This window comes from Sediminispirochaeta smaragdinae DSM 11293, assembly GCF_000143985.1.
Taxonomy (GTDB): domain Bacteria; phylum Spirochaetota; class Spirochaetia; order DSM-16054; family Sediminispirochaetaceae; genus Sediminispirochaeta; species Sediminispirochaeta smaragdinae.
This window is the reverse complement of record NC_014364.1, coordinates 1,498,106-1,523,348: the sequence shown is the minus strand read 5'-3', so window position 1 is coordinate 1,523,348 and position 25,243 is coordinate 1,498,106. Positions and strand designations below refer to the sequence as shown.

The window sequence follows — 25,243 nt, the reverse complement described above, 5'->3', positions numbered from 1 at the left end:
GTTGCCATCGGTGATATTTTCAAGAAAGGCATACCGCCGAAGGGGAACAGATGAAGATCGAAATCAAAAATTGCGAAATCATGCAGTGGAAGAATGGAGGAGCAGAGTTCCTCCGAGGCAGCATTGCAATCGGGGAAGGCACCATCCGGAGTATAGGAGAAATTCCGAAGAGTTTTTCTCCCGACCGCGTCATTGACGCAGGGGGTGCCCTTGCCCTTCCCGGCTTGGTTAACGCCCACACCCACGTCTCCATGAGTCTTCTCAGAAATCTTGCCGATGATCTTGAACTGATGAAGTGGCTTCAAGATAAGGTATGGCCCATTGAGGAGAAGATGAGCGAAGAAGATGTCCATATCGGGGCCCTTATCTCCATGGTGGAGATGATCCATAGCGGGATTACCGCCTTTGCCGACATGTATTTCTCCATGGACCAGGTAGCGGCCGCAGCAGCCGAAGCAGGCCTCCGTGCAAACATCGGGGTGGGCCTTACCGGCGACGGGGAAACAAGTAAACCAAAGTTACAATCCTTTCGGGAATTCTACGATCGCTACAACGGAAAGGCCGATGGGAGAATTGTCGTGGACCTTGCGCCCCATGCCCCCTACACCTGTGACGGCGACTGCCTTTCGGCCGCTGCCGAGGTGGCCCGTGATCTGGGTTGCGGGCTGCATATTCATCTGGCTGAAACCTCCGGCGAGGTAGAAGAGTGTAAAAAGCGTTACGGGCTCTCTCCAATATTTCTCGCCGAACGGGCAGGTCTTTTTGAAGGAAGGGCCATTGCCGCTCATTGTGTCCATGTGGATGAGGCCGATATAGAGCTTCTTGCCGACAAGGGAGTCCATGTCGTACACAATCCGACGAGCAATCTGAAGCTTGCCAGCGGATTCGCTCCAACTGCAGCCATGATAGAGGCAGGGGTATCCCTTGCCATCGGCACCGATGGTCCGGCAAGCAATAATAATCAAAACATGCTTGAGGAGATTCATCTCGCGGCTATTCTCGCCAAGGCCGTTGCAGGTGATCCCACGGCCATGCCTGCGGCACAGGCCCTTCAGATAGCCACCGAGGGAGGGGCAAAGGCATTGGGGCTTGCCGAAGCCGCAGGGTCACTCAGCGAAGGAGCCCCGGCCGACCTCCTATTGCTGCGAACGGACAAGGCCCACATGCGGCCGCTGCATGATCCGGTTGCGGCCGTTGTTTACGGAGCCGGTCCCTCGGATATCGACACCCTTATCTGTGACGGCAAGGTGATCATGACAGGGGGAATAATCGAAACCCTCGACGAAGAGGAGATCATCAAAAAAGCACAAGAGGCGGCAATTCGTTTGATTTCGCGTTGATGACGACAGAAAGTATAAAAAGAGGAGAACGAATAGATGCAAAGCATAGAAACCATCGCGTTTAAGAAGGGGGCTCTTCACCTTATCGATCAACGTAAGCTCCCGGGACACTACGAAATCTTCGTCTGCAGCGATTACCGTGATGTGGAGTTCGCCATACGAGATATGGTGGTGCGGGGAGCTCCCGCAATTGGAGCCACTGCGGCCTACGGGGTTTATCTTGCGGCAAGGGATCTTTCAACGTTGGAAGGTGAGGCCTTTTTACGCGAACTGAAGAAGGCCTGTGATGTTCTCGAGGCAACCCGGCCCACCGCTGTCAATCTACGATGGGCCATCAGGCGCATGTATACCCTTGCCGACAAGGAGAGCGCTAAGGGCAGCAGATCCGTTACCGAGCGTCTGAAAAAAGAGGCTGATCTCATCCACGCAGAAGATATCGAAACGAATCACCGAATGGCAGAATACGGAGTCGAACTGGTCCCCGAAGGGGCAAGGATTCTTACCCACTGTAATACCGGTGCCTTGGCAACGGCGGGTTGGGGAACCGCCCTGGGGGTTATTCGGCAGGCCTATTCCAGGGACAAAAGCATCTTCGTCTACGCAGATGAAACACGCCCCCGACTCCAAGGCGCACGGCTTACCGCATGGGAACTTGTCCAGGAGGGTATTCCGGCAAAGCTCATTCCCGACAACGCCGCTGCATTTCTCATGCAACAGGGAAAGATAGACATTGTCATGGTTGGTGCAGATAGAATTGCCACCAACGGTGATACCAGTAACAAGATCGGAACCTATATGTTGTCCATCTGTGCAAAAGAACACGGTATTCCGTTTTATATCGTGGCTCCTGTTTCCACCATCGATTTTGAAATCTCCTCAGGATCCCAGATACCCATTGAAGAACGTAGTGCCGAAGAGGTGACCCATATCGGTGGTGTTCAAATTGCCCCCGAAACGGTCGATGTCTATAATCCAGCCTTCGACGTCACACCGGGAGCACATATTAGCGCCATCATCACGGACAGGGGCATTCTACGCCCCCCCTATGCCGAGGCAATGAAGGTTTTGCAGGAGGAATTGCGATGAGTTCCAGGCACGGCTTCGAAACCCGACAAATCCACGCAGGAAGCACTGGTCCCAATCCCGAAAAGGCGCTAAATCCGCCTATTTTCATGACCAGTACCTTCACCTTCGATTCCATCGCCGCGGTGGATGATGTTATGAGCTTTCGCAGCGACGATTACGTCTACACCAGGGGAAACAATCCTACGCTCAGACTCTTCGAAAACAGGATGGCCGACCTGGAAAACGGCGTCGGTGCGGTTGCCTTTGCATCGGGGATGGCGGCAATAAGCTCGACCCTTTTCAGTCTCCTGAAACCGGGGGATTCGGTCGTGGCGCATAAAACCCTCTATGGATCAAGCCATTCGGTAATAACGACGCTCCTGCCCCGCTACGGAATTCGTTCCATCATCGCCGACCTCACGCTCCCTGGCGAGCTGGAACGGAAGGCCGATAAGAACACCAAGCTTGTCTACTTCGAAACACCAGCCAACCCCGATCTTTCCATTATCGATATACGGCAAATCGCCGAACAGGCGGCAGCCATTGGTGCAAAGGTCGTAGTGGACAACACCTTTGCAACCCCCTTTCTGCAAAGGCCCCTTGACCTCGGCGCCTTTGCAGTGGTTCATAGTGCGACAAAGTATCTTTGCGGGCACGGTGATGTATTGGGTGGAGTGACGGTTTCAAAGGATATGGATTACATCCACGAACTGAAATTCGGTTATATGTGCGAATTTGGGGGAACCATGAGCCCCTTCAACGCATGGCTCCTGCTTCGCGGAATGAAAACCCTCTCTTTGAGGATGGAACGCCACCAGGAAAATGCAAAAAAAGTTGCTAAATTCCTTCTTCAGCACCCGAAGGTCTCTAAGGTTCTCTATCCGGGACTGACCGATCATCCGGGACACGAGACGGCAAAAAAACAGATGAGCGGCTTTGGAGCCATGATCAGCTTCGAGGTGGCGGGCGATCTCTCTGCCACAAGTCATGTGGTCGATGCCATGAAACTTCCGGCCCTTGCCGTAAGCCTCGGCGACTGTGAAACCCTCGTAGAACTTCCCGCTGCCATGACCCACCGCGGTTACGACAGGGAGCATCTTGCCGAGTTCGGGCTTACCGAAAGCATGATACGGCTCTCCATCGGTCTCGAAAGCGTTGTCGATATCATCGAGGACCTGGGGCAGGCCCTGGGTCGGCTTTCATGAATCGTTTCTCGGATCTGCGAAAGGCCTTTCCCTTCTTCGGGCGACAAAAAGAGGGAGAGGAGCGAATCTATTTAGATTCGGCAGGCACAAGTCTGAGCCTGGGCTGTAGTATAGAAGCGATGGAAGCCTACCTGAACGATTACCGGGCCAACATCCACTCAGGGGGCTATCGCTCTTCGATGCAGGCTTCAGAGGCCTATGAGTCGGCACGCAGAGAGGTTGCCCGCTTCATCGATGCCGAAACCCCCGAAGAGCTTATCTTTACCGCAGGCACCACCGATGCCGTTAATATGGCTGCAAACGGATGGAGCCGAGGTCAGCTTGGAAAGGGAAAGGCCATCGTCGTCACCCAAGCCGAACATCATTCCAACTTTCTCCCCTGGCGAAGGGCGGCCCAAGAGCTTGGTGTGCCGTTTCGCATTATACCGGTTACCGAGGAGGGGGGCATAGACTATAGCAAGCTTGAAGAGATCATCGACGCCGATTGCGGTCTCGTGGCCGTTACAGCCCTCTCAAACGTCAGCGGTGAAGTTGTCGATATGGAGTCGGTCATCGCCAGGGCCAAGGCCTGCGGGGCCCGGGTCTTTGTGGACGGAGCTCAGGCAGCGGCACGCATCCCCCTTTCCGTGCGGAAACTGGACATAGACTTTCTCGCCTTCTCCGGTCACAAATGTTACGGAACCACAGGCTGTGGCATCCTCTATGGAAAACGCAAACTGCTTGAAAAGCTCCCGCCTTTCCGTCTCGGAGGAGGCATGGTACAATGGGTCGACGAAAAGAAGGCTGAGTATGCATCCCTGCCCGCCCGCCATGAGGGGGGAACCCCGGACATCGGTGGAGCCGTGGCTTTAGGGAGTGCCTTACATTTTCTGCGGGAAACCGGGATGGAGGCAATATACCGCCACGAATGCATGCTGACAAAGGCCTGTACCGACGCCCTTGCACCCCTTGCCGGGGTACAGATCATCGATGTGACCAGCCGCCCTCACTGCGGTGTAGTCTCCTTTAACATCGAAGGGGTACATCCCCATGACGCCGTCACCTTTTTAGATAGTAAGGGAATTGAACTGCGGGGCGGGCTTCATTGCGCCCATCCCCTTCACACCGCGCTGCACTGGAACGGGAGCATACGGGCCTCCTTCGGCATCTACTCGACAGAAGAGGAGGTAGAGACCCTCATCAGAGAAATCAAAAACTGTATTCGTTTTTTTCGCTAAGCAAGGAGGAATTATGACAAATCCATCCGACCTTTATCAAAAGGCCTTGCTCTCGCTCTCCCGAAATCCTCTCCACAAGGGCCCATGCGACCAGGATCCGGAACGCAGACGCTTGCGTAATCCCATCTGTGGGGACGATATCGAAGTGTCTCTCAGCCTCGGACGTTTCGACGGCTATGCCTGTGCCCTTTGCACAGCCTCTGCAGAACTGCTCTGCAGAAGGATCGAGGAGTTAAGGAACGGAAACGGAGCAACCGAGGAAACGATAAGGACCGAGGTGAAACGGATTCTTATGCTGCTGCAGCATCCGGAAGATTCCTCGTGGTCGAAGGGATCCCTCTTTGACGACCTCAAGCCTCTTCTCGCTGCCCATAGGTTTCCCTCAAGGCTCGACTGTGTCCTGCTCCCTTGGAGATGTGTAGGAGAAGAGGCAGAAGATCAATGAGAAAACGACTTTTGGTCTTTTTTGCCGCCGTCATCCTCCTGACGGGCACGCTTTTGATAGGCATAGCCGGAAATACCTTTTGGCAAAGCCAGCGGAAGATTATCGATCAAATGCAAGAAGACATTGTCGGTCAAGTGGAAGAACGAGTCGCCAATTTCGATCTCCTTCTTTTCTGGACCGAAGAGGCTATGCAGAAGGAAGGAACAGAGGCAATGGCACGCCTAATTTCCGACTATCCCGAGATCGAGAAGCTGCTGAAGATCCCACCTGCGGAATTAAAGAAGATGGCAAGTTCTTACGGTCTAGATGAAATCTATGTAATAGATCCAAACCAGATCGTTGTACAGAGCTCTCTTATCTCCGATATTGGGATCGACATTGGAAAATTCAGCAGACGTTTTTCACGTTTCCTTCGTGATATTGTCGGATCGAGACGCATTGTAGCCCAAAAGCTTGTTCCCTCCAGTACGACCGGTATTATCAATACATATTTTTATTACGGCTCCCCCGCCTCACCTTACCTCTTGGAAGGAAGTATCTCCGTCAGTAGTTTTTTCGGAAAAAATTATCCTCCTCACTTCTACGATTATCTTTTCCACGATTACTTTTCCGATCTTACAAACGGAAGAAGTTATGTTACCTCAATTGGGATTTATCACCTAAGCCACGGAACACAGTGGTCGCTCATAGATGAAGACCGATCCTTTGTCGACCGTTTTGCCGTTGTCCCTCAACTCAGAGAGGGTAAAACGATAACAATACGGGAGGGGAGCCTCCTTTATCGATATCAACCGCTGCAGATCAGAAGCGTGACCACGGATTTTTCTTATCCGCTTTTCATCGAAATTGTTTACGATCTTTCTCCTATACAGGTTATTCAAAAAGAGTCCTTTGCCCATGGATTCACACTTATGCTCTTTTTCCCTTTTATCATTATCATTCCCTTCATATATCTCTTGCAGAAATTGTTTCTCAATCCACTTTCTGCAATCGAAGCAAATATCCACAAAATTGAGCGAGGAGAGCATCCCAGCAAACGCGATCACAGCGGAGATAATGATCTTCAGGCAATCGACTCTGCAATCATCAAAATGGCCGAACGTATTGACGAGCGAACAGGAGAGCTTCAAAAAACCAGAAATTTTTTTCGCAATATCATCAATGCAATGCCTTCTGCCATCTTTATCGTGAATGAAACGGGTATGATAGAGAGTGCAAACGATACCGCAGCCTCAATGTTTGGAATGGAGAAAGGAGCGATTGTGACAATGGCCTTTGACAAGCTTCTTCCGGAAGTTTCACCCATGCTGGCCGATATCACGAAAAGAACTTCACACAATAGCGTCGAAAGTCCCCGACTTTTGAAAATCAACAGGAACCAGAAAGAACTACTTTTCGCTCTCTCGATTTTCACCGTTCAAGGTAAAAACTCTCAAAGGGTTATTCGCCTTGACGATGTGACGGAAAGCAAACGCAAGGACGAACAGATACGACAGGCTCAGCGTATGGAAACCATCGGCTATTTGGCAGGGGGGCTTGCACATGATTTCAACAATATTCTCGGAGGTATCAGTGGTACGGTCAGTCTGATGAAGCTTGAGCTGGAAGAGGAGCCAAGCCCAAATCGGGATACAATCCTCCATCATCTCGAGACCATTTCGGATTCGGTATCCAGCGCCTCGCAAATCGTGATGCAGATGCTTACGCTGGCAAAGAAAAAGGGATCGGAGAAAAAGATTTTTGATCTGAATGAGATAGCCGGTCGTTCGGTAGAATTTTTACGAAATTCAACAGATAAAAGTGTCGAGATAGCTTTTACGCCCTTCACAAGAGCGGCGATCTGCGAAGGATCGCCTTCTCAGATCGAGCAGGTAATTCTCAATCTCGGAATCAACGGTATTCATGCCATGACTACCATGCGGGGAAAAAAAGAAGAGTATGGCGGAAAACTTTCGATTTCCGTGGAACGATCGATACTAAGCAAAGAATTTTTTGCGTCCCATCCCGATAGCAGTCGGGGAGGATATTGGAATATCAAGGTAAGTGATACGGGAATCGGGATTCCGGAAGAAAATCGTCAAAAAATTTTCGATCCCTTTTTCTCTACAAAGAGCAGGGGACGGGGCACAGGTTTAGGTCTCACGATGGTCTACAACATCGTACAGCAACACGGAGGCATAATCGAAATAAAAAGTACCGATGGGGAAGGAACAAGCTTTATCATTCATCTCCCCCTCCCCAGTTCTGTGATGACAGGCTCGTTGCCGACCAGTGCGCGTGGTTCCGGCCACGCTGCCATAATCAAAGGATCGGGAACCGTTCTTTTCGTGGACGACGAAGAGATGCTCCTTTCCAACGGATCCGCTATGTTGCATGCCTGCGGCTATGAAGTAACGACTGCCTCCTCGGGCAAAAACGCCATGGAATTACTTCGAAAAGCCCCGGATCGCTACGATATTGCCGTCGTCGATATTATCATGCCGGAATTCAGTGGATTAGAATGTTTGAAAGCCATCCAGAAAGAGGTTCCATCGCTTCCGGTGATTCTTACAAGCGGAAATTCCGGGGACGAACAAATCAGTGAGGGAATAGAAGCGGGAGCCGCCGCTTTTTTGCCAAAACCCTATTCCATAGAGACACTAAGTTCTTTGATAGCAGATACCCTTAAACCTCGATTAATATTGAAAGATGAGCTATAATATAAGAAATAAAAATTGTTCAAAGGAGAACAACAATGGCGCAAATATTGATCGCCGATGATGAAATATATGTTCGCGATCTGATAAAAAGAAGTCTTGCACATGGCCCTCATTCGTTTTTTGAAGCCTCAGACGGAAATGAAACAATCAGAATTCTGGAAGAGTATCCCGTGGATCTTTTGATCATCGATATGGTAATGCCGCATAAGGGTGGACTTGAAACGCTTATGGATCTGCGGCTTAAAAATGAAAACCTAAAAGTTATTGCCATTACCGGAAAAATTTCTACCGATCGCGATTCAATGAAGGGACTTGCCAGGCAGTTTCATATTGATGCGGTGTTCGAAAAACCCTTCGATATCTTCGAATTTACCCAATCGGTTGAGTCGTTACTGGAAAAATAGTGCAGCAGGTGCTTGCTTTTTCTTTATTTTTTCGTTAACCATGTAACCAATGAAGGTTAACACATCGCGAAACATTCTTCATATGCTCGGCAGCCGGGAATGCATCTCGGGTGAAACCATGGCAACACATCTGGGCTTAAGCAGAGTGGCCGTCTGGAAACAGATACAGCAGTTACGAGAGCGGGGGTATGTGATTGAATCAAGCTCGCGCGGTTATCGGCTGATTAAGCTTCCTGAAGAACCTCGCGCGGAACAATTTCCTCCGTCTTTTCCCTTCAAGGTGGAATACCGGGAGGAAACAGGCTCTACCATGGAAGATGCTCGAAAAGCAGAGGAGAGGATCGCCACCATCTTTCTCGCAGGAAAGCAAAGTTCCGGACGCGGGAGAAAAAACAGGAGGTGGCAGAGTCCCGAGGGAGGCTTATACGCCAGCGTTCTCTTTTTTCCCGGCAGTGAGTACGGTGCCGCTTTCTTTTCGCCAATGAAGCTTGCCGCTTCCGTCGTCAACGTCCTTCGAAAAACATATCATATCCCGGCCCGAATATCCTGGCCTAACGATATTGTCGTAGGAGAACGAAAGATTGCAGGAATCATCACCGAGCTTCACGGCAAATACGATCTTGTCGACAGGCAAATTATCGGCATCGGAATCAATCTTCAACCTGTTCCGGGGGTCCCGCGTTCCGGCGCACTTCAGGAATTCGTCGATAGGAAAAAAAAGTTACCATCTTCTGCGGATCTGGCGAGAGGAATTTTTTTCGAATTCCATTCTCGCATGAATCGGTGGAGTCCACAGCAGACCATTGCTGCATGGAAGGCTGCCTCCGCAACAATCGGCAGAAGAGTCCGAATTGAAAAAAGCTGGGGGACGGCGTTGACAGGTCGAGCAAAAGATATCGGAAGTGACGGCTCCCTCTTGATCGAATCGGACGAAGGATATGTAGAATCGGTGCGGGAAGGCGATTGCATCATGCTTTCAGAACAATAAATAGAAAGGAACAACAATGGCTAACAACGACACGAACAAAGCAAAGCCCCTGGCTTCGATGGTATTTGCGGCTCTCTTTTCGGCGCTCATATCGGCAGGAGCCTACATCGCGATCCCCCTGGGCCCTGTCCCTCTGGTTATGCAGAACTTTTTTGTCTTTCTTACCGCGTTACTGCTGAGGCCCCGCGATGCGCTCTTTTCCATCCTCCTCTATCTGGCGATCGGTTCAGCAGGCCTGCCGGTCTTTTCAGGCGGTACCGGGGGCATTGCCCATTTTTTCGGCCCCACGGGAGGATATTTGCTTGCCTATCTGCCGGCAATGATAGCAGGATCATTCATTGCCCATCTACGTCGTGAAAAAGGCTCAAAAACAGCGGCTCTGCTCATCAATTTCTCGGCAGCTTTGGTTGCGGCGCTTATTACCTACATAATTGGATTGCCCTGGCTTAAGATTGCAGCAGGTATCAGCTGGAAGGCGACCCTTGCAGCCGGGCTCTACCCCTTTATCATCGGGGACATAGTAAAGATCTGCGCCGCTGCCGTGCTGGCCATCCCCTTAAGAGAACGATTGGAAGAGATTCTCCATGGCTGAGAGGGCAGAGATGATACTCGAGCTTCGGAATGTCAGTCGCCGATTTCGTGACGGCACAACGGCGCTGCGAAATGTGTCTCTTAGTTTCACCAGAGGATCCTTTACGCTCCTTCTGGGAACCAACGGGTCGGGAAAGTCGGTGCTCCTAAAGATCATTGCAGGCCTCTTGGAGCCTCAGGAAGGTTCGGTGGTTCTGGAAGGAAAGCCCCTCTCCGATCATGGTCGTAGCCTCCACCAAAAGATTGGTTTTATCTTTCAAAATCCCGATAGCCAAATCGTCGGTCAGACCGTGGAGGAGGATGTTGCCTTCGGACCGAGAAATTTAGGATGTACTGAATCACAGATTATCGAACGTAGTGAGAAGGCTCTTGAAAAGACCGGGCTGTTACATCTGAAAGATAAACGGCCTCACCTTCTCTCGGGAGGAGAAAAGCGGAGGCTTGCAGTGGCGGGAGTGGAAGCGATGGAACCGGACATCGTACTCCTGGACGAACCATTCGGGAACCTTGATTATCCGGGGGCCATTGAGCTGCTCCGGATTCTCAAAGGTCTCAAAGAAAGCGGACGGACCATCATCCTTGTAACACACGATTTGATGAAGAGTGCGGCCCTGGCGGATCGGGCCATCGTCCTGTCGAAGGGAAGTGTCGTGGAAAACGGTCCTCTGGAAACCATGAGAGAGCGGTTGAAGGGCTTCGGAATCAAACCTCCGCCTGAGGCCTTTCCCATCGAAAAATGTAGCTGGCTTGATGAAACAGCGTGAACTATTCAGGTTCCTGCCCGGCGATGATCCGGTCAGAGGCTTTGATCCGCGATTGAAACTTCCGATGCTCTTGCTCTGCGCATTCAGCCTGGCAAAGCTTCCCCCTATGGCGTACCTGCTGGCCCTTTTGATACCTGCCACTGCAGCGGTATCTGCAAAGATATCACCGCTGAGAGTATTCAGGGAGAGCCGTGGCCTTTTGCTGATTGCCCTCTTGCTCATGGTTGCTACGGCCCTATCCGATGGAAGGCCGGACAAAGGCCATGTGGCAGAAGCGTTGCTCCAGGGTTGTCGTTTTCTCTCAATCGTATTTCTTGCCCATATCGCTGTGGAGACAACAAGCACCCAGCAGTTTGGTGCAGCGGTCTATGCCTATATAGCCCCTATCGCCCCCCGCTTTGCCGCAAAGAGTGCACTCTCAATATCCCTTACCATCCGCTTTCTGCCGATGATCTTCGGATTGATAGACGAGATTGAAGAGGCAAAAACAGCTCGGGGGATTGCTGCATGCCGCAATCCCATCCGGAGGATACGTACTACCGTAAATCCTTTGTTTACCTTGCTTCTGGAGCGGAGTCAGCAGCTTATTGAGGCCCTGGAATGCCGGGGAACGGGACAAGACGGCTCCAACATTCCGCCGAAGCTCGGTCCCCTTGAAAAGAAAGCAATCATGGTGTTCGTACCTGCAGTCACATATCTGCTTTTCCTGATGCTCTGGTTTCGCTGATTCGTGTTACGAATCCCGGTGGGCATCAAGAGGCTTGCAACACCTATCGCCGAAGTGCGGCATCGGCATTCTCATCCAGCAGATACACAAGAACCGAGGAGTTCCTTTCACAGTTGTATTGCTGACGCTTTCTCACCGGTATCTCATCCAGTGATGCACGGCGAAAGCCCTGTTGCTCGAACCAATCCGCCGTACGGGTCGTAAGAACAAATAACTGTCTCAGACCTCTGTTTCTGGCCCGTTCGATCAGAAAAGAAACGAGGCGTCCTCCTATACCGGTACCGTGATACTTTCGATTTACAGCCACCGCAGCAATTTCGGCCTGGTCATCTTCATAGATATGAAGAGCCGCACAACCATGAACAATTCCGTCGACATCGAAGACAATGAAATCGTGATAGAACTGCTGGAGCGTCTGCTTGTCCCTGGGTACGAGGATACCTTCTTCCACATAGGGATCCATGATGCGTAGCACATCCGAAACATCCGATGCGCGCATATCACGAATGCTCTCGTAAAGATTCGTATGAACCATGGTACCGACACCCTGGTTGGAGAAAATCTCCTGAAGCAGAACACCTTCACGCCGCCCGTCCAGGATGTGAACACGGGAGATACCCCGGTCGCAGGCCCTTCGGGCCAGATTGATGCGGAAGAGCTCCCCGCTCTTTTCGGGATTGAGTTCGAGAAAATGAGCGGCGGTAGAGGCATCGATCCGGCTGATTCTTCCGTCACGGGAAACCCCGCATTCCGCAGGACAGTGGTAGTGCTCGGCCGAAAGTTGAGTTTCGGTGGTGATGAAAAAGAGTTTTTCCGCCCCCAAAGCAACGGCGATCTGCAGCACAAGCTCATCGCTGGATAAATTGTAGGGCTTACCCGTCGAATTCCAACCGATGCAGGGGAAAATCGGAATCATCCCCATGGAGATGACCTCACGAACAGGATCGGTCAGAATCCGCTCAACGGTACCGGAATAGTGGAAGTCGATACCGTCTATGACACCGAGGCTTTTCGCCCTGACCCAATTGCCCACGACGGCATTGACCTCCTGGCCTGCCAATCCCGTCATTAATCGGTTGGAAACGTCGAAGGCGGCCATACGGGCAAAGGGAATCGTTTCTTCGGTCGTGATACGGATGCTGCGATGATATTCTGTCGTAAAGCCGTAACGGCTAATGATCTCATCGATACGCTCTCTGGCACCCGGCACAAGCACCACGTTGATACCCAGTTGCTGAAGCAGGGCAATATCCTTTATCAGAAGAGGAAATTGAGGATGATCGATGACGGTACAATCAATCTTCACGACAAAAACGGCATCCCGATAGCGATGGGCATAGGAAAACCCCTGGCGCAGTAAATTCATGTCGTCCTGTGATTGAACGGTCTTCATCCCCGATTGCTCCTTACGGTTTCGACAATTTCAGCCGCAACGGCAAGGGCAATCTCTTCGGGCTCTTTTGCACCGATATTAAGGCCGATGGGACCTCGCAGCCGGGCAAGATTCTCGGCGTTTACCCCTTGTTCCGCCAGTCGGTCCCGACGGGCGGCAAGGGTTTTGCGACTACCGAGCACCCCTGCATAAAAGCAATCCGAGTTCAGGGCCCCGAAAATAGCCTGATCATCTATTTTGCTGTCGTGAGACAGGGCGGCGACGGCAAAACGCTTGTCGATACATAGTTTTTCAAAGGCGGGTTCCGGCCACATATTCAATACGGCGTCCGCTTCGGGAAATCTATCCGCCGAAAGAAAAGCCTCACGGGGATCGACGATGACGACACGCCAAGCCAGGGCTTTGGCAATACGGCTCAAAGCCACGGAAATATGTCCGCCTCCCACGATGCAGAGATTGACCGGAGGAGGAGACATCATTACAAACCAGTGTTCATCACGAATGCCCCGCTTCAACTCCTCAGACGAGGCCTTAGCAATGAACGCTTTCAGCACCCCCAATTGGGCAAGAGAAAGATCGGAAGAAAAGACAAGCTCATCGACACGCTCTCCGGCAAATAAAAGTCCGGCGGAAGCGGATTCTCCGTCCAGAGAAACTCCCCACAGAGCGCCTTTACCCTCTCGTATTAACTCGATGTATCGTTTCTCAACAAGTTCGGACCCCGGATAGATCATGACCGATACGGTCCCCCCACAGGGGGATATGGTACCAAAAATGGGATCTTGCACCTCGCAAAAGCTGAGAAGAAGGGGATCGCCTCCTTCGAGCAAGCGAATGGCCGCCCGTATCACCTCTCCCTCTATACACCCACCGCTGACTGAACCGGTTATCGTTCCGTCTGCGGAAACAAGCATAGTGGCCCCCACGCCTCTGACACCGGAACCGGCAATATCCACTACCGTCGCCAGGGCATGCCGATCCTCTAAGCGGGAGGAATCGGACAGCTCGATAATCTCTTTCATAGCGTATAAGTATATCCGCAGAAACCTAGCGGGTCTATATCATGGTTCGGGCCGAAGGGGAATCGTCAGTGTAAACGAACTTCCCTTTCCAACCCCTTCGGATTCGACCGTCAACCTTCCGCCATGGTCCGTTTCGATAATCTCTCGGGCAATGGCAAGTCCCAAGCCGCTGCCGCTTTCATCTTCCCGTGTCGTAAAAAAAGGTTCGAAAATGGTATCGATCAACCGCGGATCGATACCGTTGCCGTTATCGCTAACCGTACAAAAGAGATAGCCATCGGCCGATCCGCTCTTTACAAGAATCCTTCCGTCCTTGAGATTCTCTTTCTCTCGTATGGCTCTAGCTGCATTGGTAAGGAGATTGAGGAGTACCTGATTGATCCGTGCCCCATAGCAGTAGATAGGCGGAACTTCGCCAAGTTCCAAGACAACCTCGGCGCTTTCGCCAGCAAAGGTGCGTATCAGAGCCAAGGTAGATCGAATCCCTTCATTGAGTTCGTACCACCCCTTGCGTGCCCCTATGTCGCCTCCTCCGGCAGAAAAACTGCGGATACTAGAGACAATTCCGACAATACGTTCGAGTCCCTGTACCGTCTCATCGATGATCTCGCTCAGCTCAGGCCCCTCTTTTGAAAAATCTTCGCAACCGGGGCTCGTAGTCTCATCACGAAGCTGGTTGATCGATTTCCCGAGGGTTCTGACATTCGATTCGACGAACGAGAGGGGGTTTGCTATTTCGTGAATGATACCAGCCGACAGCATACCGATGGAGGCCAGTTTCTCTTTGCTGATCACCGAACTCTGCGCATGACGAAGTGAGGCCTCGGTCTCCTTTCTATGCCACCAGCCCCCAATCATCTCGGCCGCCATGCGCAAAAGCCTCCCATCGGCTCCGCTCCAAGGCCTGCGAGATTCTTCACGATCGAAAGCGATACATCCGGCTGCCCCCCCTTCGGGGAGGAAAATCGGCATGGCAAGATAATTGAGCGGCGGAGCAAAAAATATAAGTTGAGCCTCGTGGGAACGGAGCCGAAGCAACTGATCCCTTCGCTCAGGAAGAAGATGCAAAAGAGAGGGGAGTTCCTCGCTTGGAATATTACTCTTCCCCTGCTCGGAAGGAGGCCAGAGGGCCATATGTCGGACGATTCCCTCCCGGGGAAAAATCTTAAGGAGCACCACCCTATCGGCCTGAACGAAGGTCCCGAGCGAGTTCAATATAGCGACGAAATCGGGATCTCCGGGCTCATGCAAACGACGATAGATCCCGGATATCATTTGTTCAAAGGCTATTCTCCGACGAAATCGTTTCTCAGCATCAATACGGCTTTCCACAATCTCGATCGTGCTGAAAAAAACAAGCTCTTTAAACGGTTTTAAGAGAAATCCATAGGGGCTGGTTTTACGCGCCCTTGCGGCAACTTGAGGGTCCTCGGAAGCGGTAAGATAAATTACGGGAATAGGCTTTTGTACCGATACAGATTCCACGACATCGATACCGTTGCGCTCTCCTCCGAGAAAAATGTCGATCAACATCAGGTCTATCTCGTCGATCATTTCCAAGATGGAGGATATTGCCGAATCGGCGTCACCAAAAGAGCCCACCACCTTATGATCACGGGAGCGAAACAAGGACTCCAAATAAAGACGTGTCGTATTGGAATCCTCGACGAGAACAACATTCATCTGAAGAACCTCCTCTTCCATCATTATTATCCATTCCTCCGCTGTCAAGAAAAAGAGAGAACTTGACAGAAGGAAGTATGCCGCTTATGGTTTTCCTATGAGAAAGAGTAAGCGCGATTATGCGGATGTCGATAATCGCAGTCGTATCATCGATGCAGCAACCGAATTGTTCATAAAGCAGGGAGCCCAGGATACCAGTCTCTCTGATATCGCCCGTAGTTTGTCGATCAGCAAAGGAACGCTCTATTACTACTACTCCAGTAAGGCCGACCTTCTGTTCGATGTTTCCGAGAGCTACATGACACGGATCTCCAATCGTCTGTTGGAATGGGCAAAGAACCTTAAAAAACCGATGCCTGCCGACGAAGTTGTAGGGAAAGTGCTTAAAGAGTTGTTTTCGGCGGAGAATAGAGGAAAACTCCACCTTTATCTTATTTATGAATCAATAACAAATAACGAAATGCTCAAAAAAAGGCTTATATCGGCCTATGATCAGTGGCTTGTCATGATTAAAGAGGGATTATCCGTTCTCATGAACGATACGGAAAAAGTGACCGAATATGCGGAGTTGCTGCTCATCATGATTACCGGCGGCATCGTACACTCGACCCTCGGCTTCGGCCCGCAAAGGATCGACGGCATTATGTCACTTATTTTTTCAGGGAATCCCGCCTGAGCGGGATTCTCCAACGCCTACCGGCTCCATTCAGCCAAGCAGTTCCTTATCGATAACCTCTTTGAAGGTATCCTTTGGTAATGCGCCCGCAGCCATCTGCGGCTTGCCCTCTTTAGGAATAAAAAGCAGGGAAGGAATGCTCTGGATCCCGAAAGCCATGGAAAGTTCCTGCTCCGCCTCGGTATCGATCTTAAAAAAATTGACCTTTCCCTCGTACTCCTGAGAAAGCTCCTCAATAATGGGCGCGACCATCTTGCAGGGGCCACACCAGTCCGCATAAAAGTCGATAACGGCCGGAAGTTCGCCTTGATATTCCCACTCTTTTTTGTTTTCATAATCAAAAATCTTTTCAAGAAAATCGGTTTTCGTTAGGTGTTCCGCCATAATGTTTTCCGCTCCTTTGCCTTCGTTGAAGGCTCCCTTTGTATATATGGAAAATAATATATTATAGAGAAAGAATCAAGCAGAAAAAATCTTTTCTTGATCCCCTTCCCTCTATTGAGTATACTTGCAGATCTCCGGGAGGCAAGTATGAAAATAAAAACCCGTTTACTTATTTTGAATGCGCTCTTCATTGCAGGTATAATCGGAACAACTTTTATTGTGGAATACGACCAGGCGCAGCAAGCCGACATCCGCCAAACGGTTGAAACGGGTATCAACATCAAAGCGGAACTCTTCAGAAGCAATTCCATGACAAAGGAACTACTTCTGACCTCGAACATGAAAACCGGCTATAAGGTCTTTCAGGATCAATACAAGCAGTTCGAACAACTTCTTGATCAATTTTTTCGGTCGGATCAGTTTCAGAAACTGGTCCTTTCCAATGCCGCAGGAAAGCGGCAGGCCGAGGCCATGACAAATATCGCCGACTATGCCAAAAGAAAGGTGGGAGAGGTTGAAGAAAAGCTTGACGCTCTGATGACTCGGTATCCCGCCTATTTCCCCGGTTTGTATGCCGCATACCAGTTCTACGGAGATGTCGATCTTAATGTAGCGAGTAATGAGGTAACGAACCTTACCATATATCTCGGAGATTCCTTTGAACGGACCCTTACACAGCTTATCGACTATCTCAATCAGCAAGCGGCGGCGGTACAATTGCGCATACGTATTATAAGCAGAAGTAGTATAGGACTTTTACTAGTCGTGGTTCTTATCCTCTCTTTGGGAATGATCCGGAAACTAAGGAATCAGCTGGAGGGGCTGCATAAATCGATGCAAATCCTCGCTACCGGAGATTTCTCGCGCCGTCTTGTCGTAAAGGGAAACGATGAACTTGCGGGTCTGGCAAAGGCGATGAATCTTTTTATTGATGAGTTTTCCTCGGTCATTGATGAGGTAAAAGATATTGCCGTAGAAAGCGCGGATCTGAAAAGTGAGGTCTCCAGTGCAACCAATGAGTCGGCAGCATCGGTACATCAGATGTCGGCAAATATTTCTTCGATGAGCCAGCAAATCAAGGACCTTGTTGACAACCTCTCCACATCGGACAATGCAACAAGAGTCATCACCGACGGAATACGGGCTTTGGCCGAAAAGATAGAGGATCAGTCGTCGGCAGTAACGCAATCCTCCAGCAGCATTGAAGAAATGACCGCCAGTATCGAAAACGTGACGAAGATAGCCAATCAGCGACAGGAATCCTCCGAGTTGCTGGCCGAAATCACCACTCGTGGAGGAGAACAGGTAGACGAAACCAATAAGCTGGTCGAGGAAAGTGTCGCCGACGTAAAAGAAATCCTCGAAGTCATTGAAATCATCAACAATGTAGCCAGCCAGACCAACCTCCTCTCCATGAATGCAGCCATTGAGGCGGCCCATGCCGGAGAAGCTGGCCGGGGCTTCGCCGTGGTCGCCGAAGAGATTCGTAAGCTTGCCGAATCTACAAACGAAAATTCAAAACGAATAAGAAAAACCATCACCACTATTGCAGACAGAATTAATCAGGTGCTTGAAGCCAGCAACGAAAGTCGCGATTCCTACCAGAGGATTGAAAAGGAAACGCGAGAGAATAGCAAGGCAATGGCGGAAATCGCTTCCACCATGAAAGAACTATCACTCGGCAGCAATGAGATTATGAATGCTATGACCAGCCTCTCCTCCACGACACAGGATATTCAAGAAAATTCCGAACAGATAAGTCAGAATACCGTCAAAGTCAGTACTGCACTGTCAAGCATAACCATGATCGGAGATCAGGTTCGTGATGGTATTCAGGAAATCGAGTCAGGAGCCAAAGATATAAGCACTGCAATGACTCATGTGAACGACTTGAATGAAAAAAGTAGCAACTCAATCGATCAGTTACATCACCAGGTCGAACGCTTTAAAACTGCTTGTGAAAATGAAGACGACGCAAGTGAACTCCTCGAGGGAGAGGTTGAACGGGTCTGCGTGTACGATGATAATGAAATTGAAAAGCCGGATTCCGAATAATTTCGAATCCGAAAAACCATAGAAAAGCCGCCGGGGATGTTCCTTTTCCCATCGGCGGCTTTTTTTATGCATTACGTTTGCAGCAATGCAGCAAAAAGAAATCAGTTCTGGGGAAGATCAAGGAGTCTATTGATTTCCGATTTTTCTTTCTGCTCGTCAAGGAAGGCCTTCACCAATTCACCAAGGCGAAGCTTATAAAGGTGATCGGATATCTGAGGTTTAACCTGGTCAAAAGGAAGCGTTCCTTTCTCGTTTCTTGCCGTAAGCCTTATAAGATGAAAGCCGAATTTCGTTCGTACAGGATCACTAACTTCTCCAACCTTCATAGAAAAGGCGGCATCTTCAAAGGGCTTCACCATCTGATTTCTTCCGAAAAAGCCGAGATCGCCCCCTTGTGAAGCGCTTGGTCCCTCCGATAGCTCTCTGGCAAGGTCGCTAAACTCTTCACCATTTTTGTAACGCTCCAGGGCTGACTCCGCTTTGGTCTTTGCGGCCGCGACATCCTGATCCGAAGCATCTTCCGCAACAGAAAACAGAATATGGCTGGCTCGAACACGCTCCGGCTGAACAAAGTAGGAAGGATTATCATCATAATATGTCTTACTATCTTCTTCCGTTACGGCGACCTGGCTTGCAAATCGATCGGAAACGAACTGCTGAACAACCAATGATTTTTTCAACTCTGCAAGGAAATCCTGCTCGGAAATTCCCTGCTGTGCCAAAGCCTGATAATACTGTTCCTCCGAAGGAAACTGTCCTTTAATCTGCTGCAGCTGTTGATCGACCTTCGTCTGATCCGCTTCATACCCCTGCCCCTTCGCTTCCTGTGCAAGAAGTTCCTGATCAATCAGACTTTCGAGAACCTGCCCCTTTAATTCGGCCATCTGCTCTTCAGGCACCGAGATGCCCTGCATAAGATACTGCTGCTGAATCACACTAAGCTGTTGCTGGTACCTGTCGAGAGGAATGGCAACTCCGTTGACAATAGCCGCATTATCCGATGGGGAGGCTACCTCAATGGGTGTACGTTCTTTCGGAGTGGTCTCCACGCTTTCGGTTGCTTCAGGCGCAGGCTCGCTTGATTCTTTCTTTCCCCCCGCCCACATGAAAGAGGGAAATAGGAATACCACTATGAGAAACAAGGAAAGAAAAAGCGGTTTTCGTGTAATCGTCATAGACGCTCCTTTGGCAATTGCTATTCGCCCAATATAACACGTTCTCTTTTCCAGGCCAAGAAGCTCCAACTCTTTCCTGAAAACAAAAAACCCTTCGCCAGCACGGCGAAGGGCAAAACGCATAAAAGAACAGAATCAGGCGGCCTTTCTCCGGCCCCCAAAGCTGCGCGGCAGGATTGCCTTTTTATAATAGCGACGTCGCTGTTCAAGCAGGAAAAGGGCAGTAAGAGCAAAAGCACTCACGAGAATACCGATCTCGGCAAAGACGACAGTGCTATCGATAATCGGCAAAAGAATCCCGATAAGAAGAGCCGCAAAAGAAACAAACATAAGCTTTTTCATGGTAATACCTCCACAACGTATCGATTCGTAAAAAAAAGAACAATTCATTCGTTATGCGATCAATATACCAACATAGATAAAAAAGTCAAGTATTTCATCAAATATCTATATTATTTTTTATCATATACTCATTTTATTATTCATTTTTTACTAATTATCAAATAATGATACATTTTTATCGTATCTAAAATCATGACCGCTGATAGAACGAAAATGCTTGGGTATCTCTTTTGTAATGTGGTATCTTATAGCAAGATAGGAGGACCTATGAAAACAAAATGGTTAAAATCGGCGTCTTTAGCCGTCCTTTTTTCTCTCCTCATTGCAGGTTGTGCAGGAACGCCGGAACCCGAACCAGTAGCTCCGGAACCGGAAATGCAACAACCGGCCGCAGAGGAAAAGCCCTTGCCGGAAGCGGAACGGGAAGAAGCGACACGTATCAGAGAGATCATCATTGAAACAGGAACCGATAAAGTCGAGGCCGAAGACTTTGCTTCTTCACAAGCCGACTTCGATGCCGCAGAGGCCGCTTATGGAAGCGACAATGAACAATCAAAAGCGCTTTTTCTCAAGGCCAAGGAAGGATTCCTTTCCATCCTGGAAAAGCGCTACGGTTCCCGATTGATCGAAGCAAGAGACTCTGCACAGGCTGAAAAAGCGAAAGCCGATAAGCTTTTTGCACCAAAGGCAGCAGCACAGGCCTATAATCAGGGAACCTCATATCAGGAAGAGGCGCAAAAGCAGAAGAGCAACTACCACTATCCAGCAGCAATCGAGGCCTATGAAAAGGCTGCTGAAGCCTTCAAAGAGTCGCAAGCCATTGCCGCGGAAAAACGAAGGAAGGCCCTGGAGGCGATCAAGAATTCCGAAGCAGCATATCAGAAAACCCAGGATGAGGTGACCCAACTGGAAAGCGATGTTCAGACCGAACGAAGCGCAAGCGAAGCCGAGGCGGAAGCAGAGGCAAGTACGATAGGCCAGGAGGAGGCAAGCGAATGAAACATACCATTATTACCGTGCTGCTCCTTTCGATACTGACAATCCCCGGTTTTTCTCAAAACCTCTTTCAAAACGATGAACTTCGTCAGTCCCGCCAATTACAGATCGAAGCCCAAAAGGCCTTCGACCAGGGAGATTACGAACATTCTATCGAACTCTCACGCCGGGCCGACGAGCTTGCCGCAGAGGGAAAACGTAAAGCAGAGGAGATGGCGCTGGCCTACCGGGCAAATACCCTCCTCAACAGGGCAAAGGCAAGAATCGATTACGTACGCCTCATTGGAGCGGCGGAACGCGTGGCCGATCGATATGCAGAGGCACAAGAAGCCTATGGCAAGGCTCAGGAAGCTCTGGATCAGAAGGCCTACGAGCAAAGTATGACCGAATCACAACGGGTGCTTAGTATCCTGGAAGGAATTAGTCCCCAGAGAACGGGAAATGCCAAGGTACTGCCGAAATACTATACGGTTCGCCTAATCCCTAACCGAAGGGACTGTTTTTGGAGAATAGCCGAGTACGACTTTGTCTACGGCGATCCCCATCAATGGAAAGAATTGTACAAAGCGAACAAGGACAAACTTGTCGATCCCGATAATCCATCCCTGATTCATCCGGGGTTGGTTCTGGAAATTCCATCTATAAACGGCGAGGTCCGGAGAGGGACCTGGAAAGAATAGGGATTGCAGAAGTAAAGTGGAAGTACATTGTTTTTCACTGACGGCGGTGTGTTTGTGCACCGCCGTTTTTTTCTCCTCAGAGAAAAATTTCTACACGCTTTTTGAGAGGAGATCGCTTCGTCCGATGTCTGATCCCTGTCATACTGAAAGAGGATCTATTACGGCATAAAATCCTTGTTTACGCTAACATATAACGTTTATACTATAATAACGTTAGTATGAAAGAAAACATTAAAACAGCGGATATACGTTTCACGATTCTCGATATTTTCGACAGGGACGAACTTCAGAAAATTCAGGATGCTTTTTCAAACGCCACAGGCCTTGCTTCCCTCATAACAAGTCCGGAGGGCACCCCAATAAGTAAAGAAAGTAATTTCACCCGGCTCTGTAGAATGGTACGAGGTACAACAATCGGATTGAAAAACTGCCGGTATTCGGATGCGCTTATTGGAAAAGGCAGCGACGGGCACCCGTCTATCCATGCATGCCTTAGTTGTGGCCTGTTGGATGCGGGAACTCCGATCATTGTCGGCGGTGTTCATATTGCCAATTGGCTCATCGGGCAGGTACGAACGAAAGAGACAGACCAAAAGGCAGTTGCAGCCTATGCCGACGATATTGGGGCAGACCGGGATGTGTTTATGGAGGCTTTCTCAGAGGTTCCCATGATCGAAATGAAACGATTTGATCAGATTGTCGAATCACTATCGGTCATTGCCGGAGATCTTGCTTTCAGGGCCTATAACAACGTCAAACAGCGTGAACTTTTTAGACAATGGTCAAAGGTCGTTAAAGATCTTGAGAGCAGTAAGGCCCATAATATGGCCCTTCTTACAGCCCTTCCCGATCTTGTTCTTCTCCTGGACAGGGAGGGAACAATTTTAGATATTCGGGAAGGAGGAGCAACGAAAGCGTTAAAAGCGCCTGAAGAAATCATATCGAAGCAGCTACGAGAGGTTTTACCCCCCTATCTAACCGAGCTGACCTTAGAAAAACTGGCGAACCTCTTCGAAACAAACCACAGGCAGGAGTACGATTATGAATTGGAGATTAATGGCGAGATTCGTGAATTTGAATGTCGGCTCGTTATAGGAGGGGCAAACGAAGCCATTGCCGTCATCCGCGACATTAGCTCCATCCGCAGAGCCAACAGGGCCCTTGAATCGTCACTGAAGGAAAAGGAGCTTTTGATCAAAGAGCTGTTTCATCGAACGAAAAACAACATGCAGCTTATCCAATCGCTGCTTGCCCTGCAAGCCTCCGACGCAGGTGATGAACAGGTTGCAACAGCACTCCAAAAGGCAGAAATGAAAATTCTGGCCATGTCCCTGGTGCATCAGCACCTTTACAGATCCCAGGACCTTTCAAGCATCGACCTAAAGAATTATCTTCAGGATTTGCTATCTCAGCTCTTTGATGCGTTGCTTCCGCACCAAGAGCATATCTCGGTCTGTTTTAGCTGTGCCCCCGTCCGTATATTGATCGATGTCGCCATTCCGATCGGACTCATCGTCAACGAATTAATAAGCAATGCAATCAAACACGCCTTCCCCAACGATAGAAAGGGAACAATCAGCCTCACCATGGAGCTGGTCAAGGAGCGAGGCTTCCATTTACACTTTTCAGACGACGGGAAAGGAGTAGCCAAAGACTTTTCACCCGATAAGACAAAAAGCCTCGGACTCAAAACGGTGCAGGTGTTGGTCCAGCAGCTGGAGGGCCGCATCGAATGGGAAGGAGGACAAGGCCTTGCCTACGATATATACTTCGAAAGCAAGGGATATCGCCCAAGGATCTGAAAAGGATATAAGAATTCCGAAGTTACTGCTCGGTACGCATCCTGTCGAACTGTTCTACCCTAGTGGTACCGCTCTCGACCAGCGTCATTGAAGAAACACGAACCACCTGTGCCTGACGATGAAGTTCGTCCAGCGAAAGTACACCGATATTGCACATCGAAGCGCGCAATTTCGCTAAAGTTGTATCCATTTTTTCGCTCAAAGGGCCGCCATAAGGAACGTAAGCGTCAACACCTTCCTCGAAGAGCATGCCGCCACCCTCTTCGTCCTTATAGCGCTGCCAGTTTCTTGCTCGAACCGAGCCCTCACCCCAGTAGGGTTTATACAGCATTCCACGATAGTTGAGCTTCTGGGTAGGACTTTCCTCGGCCATGGCAAAATATTTGCCCATCATGACGAAATCCGCACCAAGGGCAAGAGCCATAATGATATTGGTATCGTTATTAAGTCCGCCGTCGGAACAGATCGGAACGTAGATACCGGTCTCCTCAAAATAGCGATCACGTTCGGCCGCAACCTCGACAACGGCGGAGGCCTGTCCTCTTCCGATCCCTTTCTGCTCTCTGGTGATACAGATCGATCCGCCACCGATTCCTATCTTGACAAAATCAAGATCTCCCTCTTCAACCAGGTAGCGGAATCCGTCTCCCGAAACGACATTTCCACCGCCGAGGACGATGGAACGACCGTAACGGGCACGCAGCTCCTTGGCCGCAGCAACCTGCCATTCCGAATAGCCATCGGAAGAATCGAAGCAGAAAAGATCGGCCTCCGCAGCAATGAGTGCCTCGGCCCGTTCCAGATAATCGTGGGTATTCAGGGCGGCTCCGACAAAGAGACGCTTGCGATTATCGGTAAGTTCGTAGGGGTTTGCCTTGTGGTCGAAATAATCCTTGCGAAAAACAAGAGAAGCAAGATTACCGTTTTTGTCGATAATCGGCAGACACTCCTTCTTTTCCCGATGAAGGATCCCCGTAGCCTCTTCAAGGGACACCCCTTCAGGAGCCCAGACCAGTCGCTTTAGCGGGGTGAAATAATCTTTGACAGGACGATCGGGATCATCCTTGAATTCCCAATAATCCTTGTCGGTCAGAATACCAAGGAGTCTGGAATGGCGCCCACCATCCTCGGTAACGGCGATGGTGGAGTGACCGGTCCTCTTGCTGATGGCAATTGCCTCGGAAAGAGGATCATCGGGAGAAATATTTGAATCGGAATCTACAAAACCTGCCTTATGCTCTTTGACCTTTCGAACCATCGCCGCCTGTTCTTCGATGGGCTGGCTGCAGAAGATAAAGGAACAACCACCCTTTCGGGCAAGGGCGATGGCAAGATCGGAACCGGAGACGGACTGCATGGCCGCACTGCTGAAGGGGATTTCAAGATATCGTGCCGGTTCCTCTTTTTCCGGACGAAACTTTGCCGCGGGAACTCTCAAAGAAACATTGGAAGGAAGATGCTCCTTCGTTGTCAGCCCGGGAAGAATCAGGTATTCGTCAAAGGTTCTGGAAATATCTTCCAGGATTTTTGCCATGGCAGGCCTCCCTTGTTCTATTGAATTTTCCGAACAGGGTACGTTTTTTTCTTCGA

General features: G+C 50.0%; 23 protein-coding genes. 16 read left to right on the top strand and 7 right to left on the bottom strand.

The window, feature by feature from the left end:
- Positions 1-50 precede the first annotated feature (50 nt).
- Genes SPIRS_RS07190 through SPIRS_RS07140 form a run of 11 tightly spaced genes read left to right on the top strand, consistent with a single transcriptional unit; the run spans position 51 to position 11,445 of the window.
- Positions 51-1,340: an amidohydrolase gene (locus SPIRS_RS07190; protein ID WP_013254015.1), complete on the top strand. Its 1,290-nt coding sequence runs from the start codon at positions 51-53 to the stop codon at positions 1,338-1,340.
- A gap of 36 nt (positions 1,341-1,376) precedes the next feature.
- Positions 1,377-2,426 carry an S-methyl-5-thioribose-1-phosphate isomerase gene (gene mtnA / locus SPIRS_RS07185; RefSeq protein ID WP_013254014.1) on the top strand — a complete coding sequence of 350 codons (1,050 nt, stop codon included), beginning with the start codon at positions 1,377-1,379 and terminating at the stop codon, positions 2,424-2,426.
- Complete coding sequence (locus SPIRS_RS07180) at positions 2,423-3,610, top strand: trans-sulfuration enzyme family protein (protein WP_013254013.1); 1,188 nt, start codon at positions 2,423-2,425, stop codon at positions 3,608-3,610. The genes mtnA and SPIRS_RS07180 overlap by 4 nt, the downstream gene beginning before the upstream one ends.
- Complete coding sequence (locus SPIRS_RS07175; protein ID WP_013254012.1) at positions 3,607-4,827, top strand: aminotransferase class V-fold PLP-dependent enzyme; 1,221 nt, start codon at positions 3,607-3,609, stop codon at positions 4,825-4,827. Before SPIRS_RS07180 ends, SPIRS_RS07175 begins: the two co-directional genes overlap by 4 nt.
- Positions 4,828-4,840: 13 nt before the next feature.
- The gene (locus tag SPIRS_RS07170; RefSeq protein ID WP_013254011.1) at positions 4,841-5,272 is read left to right on the top strand and encodes an iron-sulfur cluster assembly scaffold protein; all 432 of its coding nucleotides are present in this window, start codon (positions 4,841-4,843) and stop codon (positions 5,270-5,272) included.
- Positions 5,269-7,971 carry an ATP-binding protein gene (locus tag SPIRS_RS07165; RefSeq protein ID WP_013254010.1) on the top strand — a complete coding sequence of 901 codons (2,703 nt, stop codon included), beginning with the start codon at positions 5,269-5,271 and terminating at the stop codon, positions 7,969-7,971. Before SPIRS_RS07170 ends, SPIRS_RS07165 begins: the two co-directional genes overlap by 4 nt.
- A 35-nt stretch (positions 7,972-8,006) precedes the next feature.
- A complete protein-coding gene (locus SPIRS_RS07160; protein WP_013254009.1) occupies positions 8,007-8,375 on the top strand; it encodes a response regulator in 369 nt (122 codons plus the stop codon).
- 49 nt (positions 8,376-8,424) lie between these two features.
- Complete coding sequence (locus SPIRS_RS07155; RefSeq protein ID WP_013254008.1) at positions 8,425-9,363, top strand: biotin--[acetyl-CoA-carboxylase] ligase; 939 nt, start codon at positions 8,425-8,427, stop codon at positions 9,361-9,363.
- 16 nt (positions 9,364-9,379) lie between these two features.
- Positions 9,380-9,955, top strand: coding sequence for a biotin transporter BioY (locus SPIRS_RS07150; RefSeq protein ID WP_013254007.1), 576 nt, complete (start codon positions 9,380-9,382; stop codon positions 9,953-9,955).
- Entirely contained in the window at positions 9,948-10,718 is a 771-nt protein-coding gene (locus SPIRS_RS07145) for an energy-coupling factor ABC transporter ATP-binding protein (RefSeq protein WP_041866006.1), read from the top strand. Before SPIRS_RS07150 ends, SPIRS_RS07145 begins: the two co-directional genes overlap by 8 nt.
- Positions 10,705-11,445: an energy-coupling factor transporter transmembrane component T family protein gene (locus SPIRS_RS07140; RefSeq protein ID WP_013254005.1), complete on the top strand. Its 741-nt coding sequence runs from the start codon at positions 10,705-10,707 to the stop codon at positions 11,443-11,445. The genes SPIRS_RS07145 and SPIRS_RS07140 overlap by 14 nt, the downstream gene beginning before the upstream one ends.
- Positions 11,446-11,488: 43 nt before the next feature.
- Here the strand turns inward: SPIRS_RS07140 and argA are convergent, their stop codons facing one another.
- Genes argA through SPIRS_RS07125 form a run of 3 tightly spaced genes read right to left on the bottom strand, consistent with a single transcriptional unit; the run spans position 11,489 to position 15,567 of the window.
- On the bottom strand, positions 11,489-12,838 hold the full coding sequence (gene argA, locus SPIRS_RS07135; protein ID WP_013254004.1) for an amino-acid N-acetyltransferase: 1,350 nt from the start codon (positions 12,836-12,838) through the stop codon (positions 11,489-11,491).
- Positions 12,835-13,860: an XdhC family protein gene (locus tag SPIRS_RS07130; RefSeq protein WP_013254003.1), complete on the bottom strand. Its 1,026-nt coding sequence runs from the start codon at positions 13,858-13,860 to the stop codon at positions 12,835-12,837. Before SPIRS_RS07130 ends, argA begins: the two co-directional genes overlap by 4 nt.
- 39 nt (positions 13,861-13,899) lie before the next feature.
- The gene (locus SPIRS_RS07125) at positions 13,900-15,567 is read right to left on the bottom strand and encodes a hybrid sensor histidine kinase/response regulator (protein WP_013254002.1); all 1,668 of its coding nucleotides are present in this window, start codon (positions 15,565-15,567) and stop codon (positions 13,900-13,902) included.
- A gap of 73 nt (positions 15,568-15,640) precedes the next feature.
- On the opposite strand from SPIRS_RS07125, the gene SPIRS_RS07120 reads away from it, so the two are divergent.
- Positions 15,641-16,219: a TetR/AcrR family transcriptional regulator gene (locus tag SPIRS_RS07120; protein ID WP_013254001.1), complete on the top strand. Its 579-nt coding sequence runs from the start codon at positions 15,641-15,643 to the stop codon at positions 16,217-16,219.
- Between the two features lie 30 nt (positions 16,220-16,249).
- Here SPIRS_RS07120 and trxA read toward each other — a convergent pair whose 3' ends face one another.
- A complete protein-coding gene (gene trxA, locus SPIRS_RS07115) occupies positions 16,250-16,603 on the bottom strand; it encodes a thioredoxin (RefSeq protein ID WP_013254000.1) in 354 nt (117 codons plus the stop codon).
- Between the two features lie 147 nt (positions 16,604-16,750).
- Between trxA and SPIRS_RS07110 the strand changes: the two genes are divergently transcribed.
- Complete coding sequence (locus SPIRS_RS07110; RefSeq protein ID WP_013253999.1) at positions 16,751-18,658, top strand: methyl-accepting chemotaxis protein; 1,908 nt, start codon at positions 16,751-16,753, stop codon at positions 18,656-18,658.
- A gap of 101 nt (positions 18,659-18,759) precedes the next feature.
- On the opposite strand, the gene SPIRS_RS07105 is transcribed toward SPIRS_RS07110, so the two are convergent.
- Both SPIRS_RS07105 and SPIRS_RS07100 read right to left on the bottom strand, forming a co-directional pair.
- Entirely contained in the window at positions 18,760-19,833 is a 1,074-nt protein-coding gene (locus SPIRS_RS07105; protein WP_013253998.1) for a peptidylprolyl isomerase, read from the bottom strand.
- A gap of 135 nt (positions 19,834-19,968) precedes the next feature.
- Positions 19,969-20,175, bottom strand: a complete 207-nt coding sequence (locus SPIRS_RS07100) for a hypothetical protein (RefSeq protein WP_013253997.1) — start codon at positions 20,173-20,175, stop codon at positions 19,969-19,971.
- 267 nt (positions 20,176-20,442) lie between these two features.
- On the opposite strand from SPIRS_RS07100, the gene SPIRS_RS07095 reads away from it, so the two are divergent.
- From SPIRS_RS07095 to SPIRS_RS07085, 3 genes are all read left to right on the top strand, one after another.
- A complete protein-coding gene (locus tag SPIRS_RS07095; RefSeq protein WP_013253996.1) occupies positions 20,443-21,174 on the top strand; it encodes a hypothetical protein in 732 nt (243 codons plus the stop codon).
- Positions 21,171-21,851, top strand: coding sequence for a LysM peptidoglycan-binding domain-containing protein (locus SPIRS_RS07090; RefSeq protein WP_013253995.1), 681 nt, complete (start codon positions 21,171-21,173; stop codon positions 21,849-21,851). The genes SPIRS_RS07095 and SPIRS_RS07090 overlap by 4 nt, the downstream gene beginning before the upstream one ends.
- A 218-nt stretch (positions 21,852-22,069) precedes the next feature.
- On the top strand, positions 22,070-23,653 hold the full coding sequence (locus SPIRS_RS07085; protein WP_013253994.1) for a PocR ligand-binding domain-containing protein: 1,584 nt from the start codon (positions 22,070-22,072) through the stop codon (positions 23,651-23,653).
- Positions 23,654-23,675: 22 nt separating this feature from the next.
- On the opposite strand, the gene SPIRS_RS07080 is transcribed toward SPIRS_RS07085, so the two are convergent.
- The gene (locus SPIRS_RS07080; protein ID WP_013253993.1) at positions 23,676-25,187 is read right to left on the bottom strand and encodes an IMP dehydrogenase; all 1,512 of its coding nucleotides are present in this window, start codon (positions 25,185-25,187) and stop codon (positions 23,676-23,678) included.
- Between the last annotated feature and the right edge of the window lie 56 nt (positions 25,188-25,243).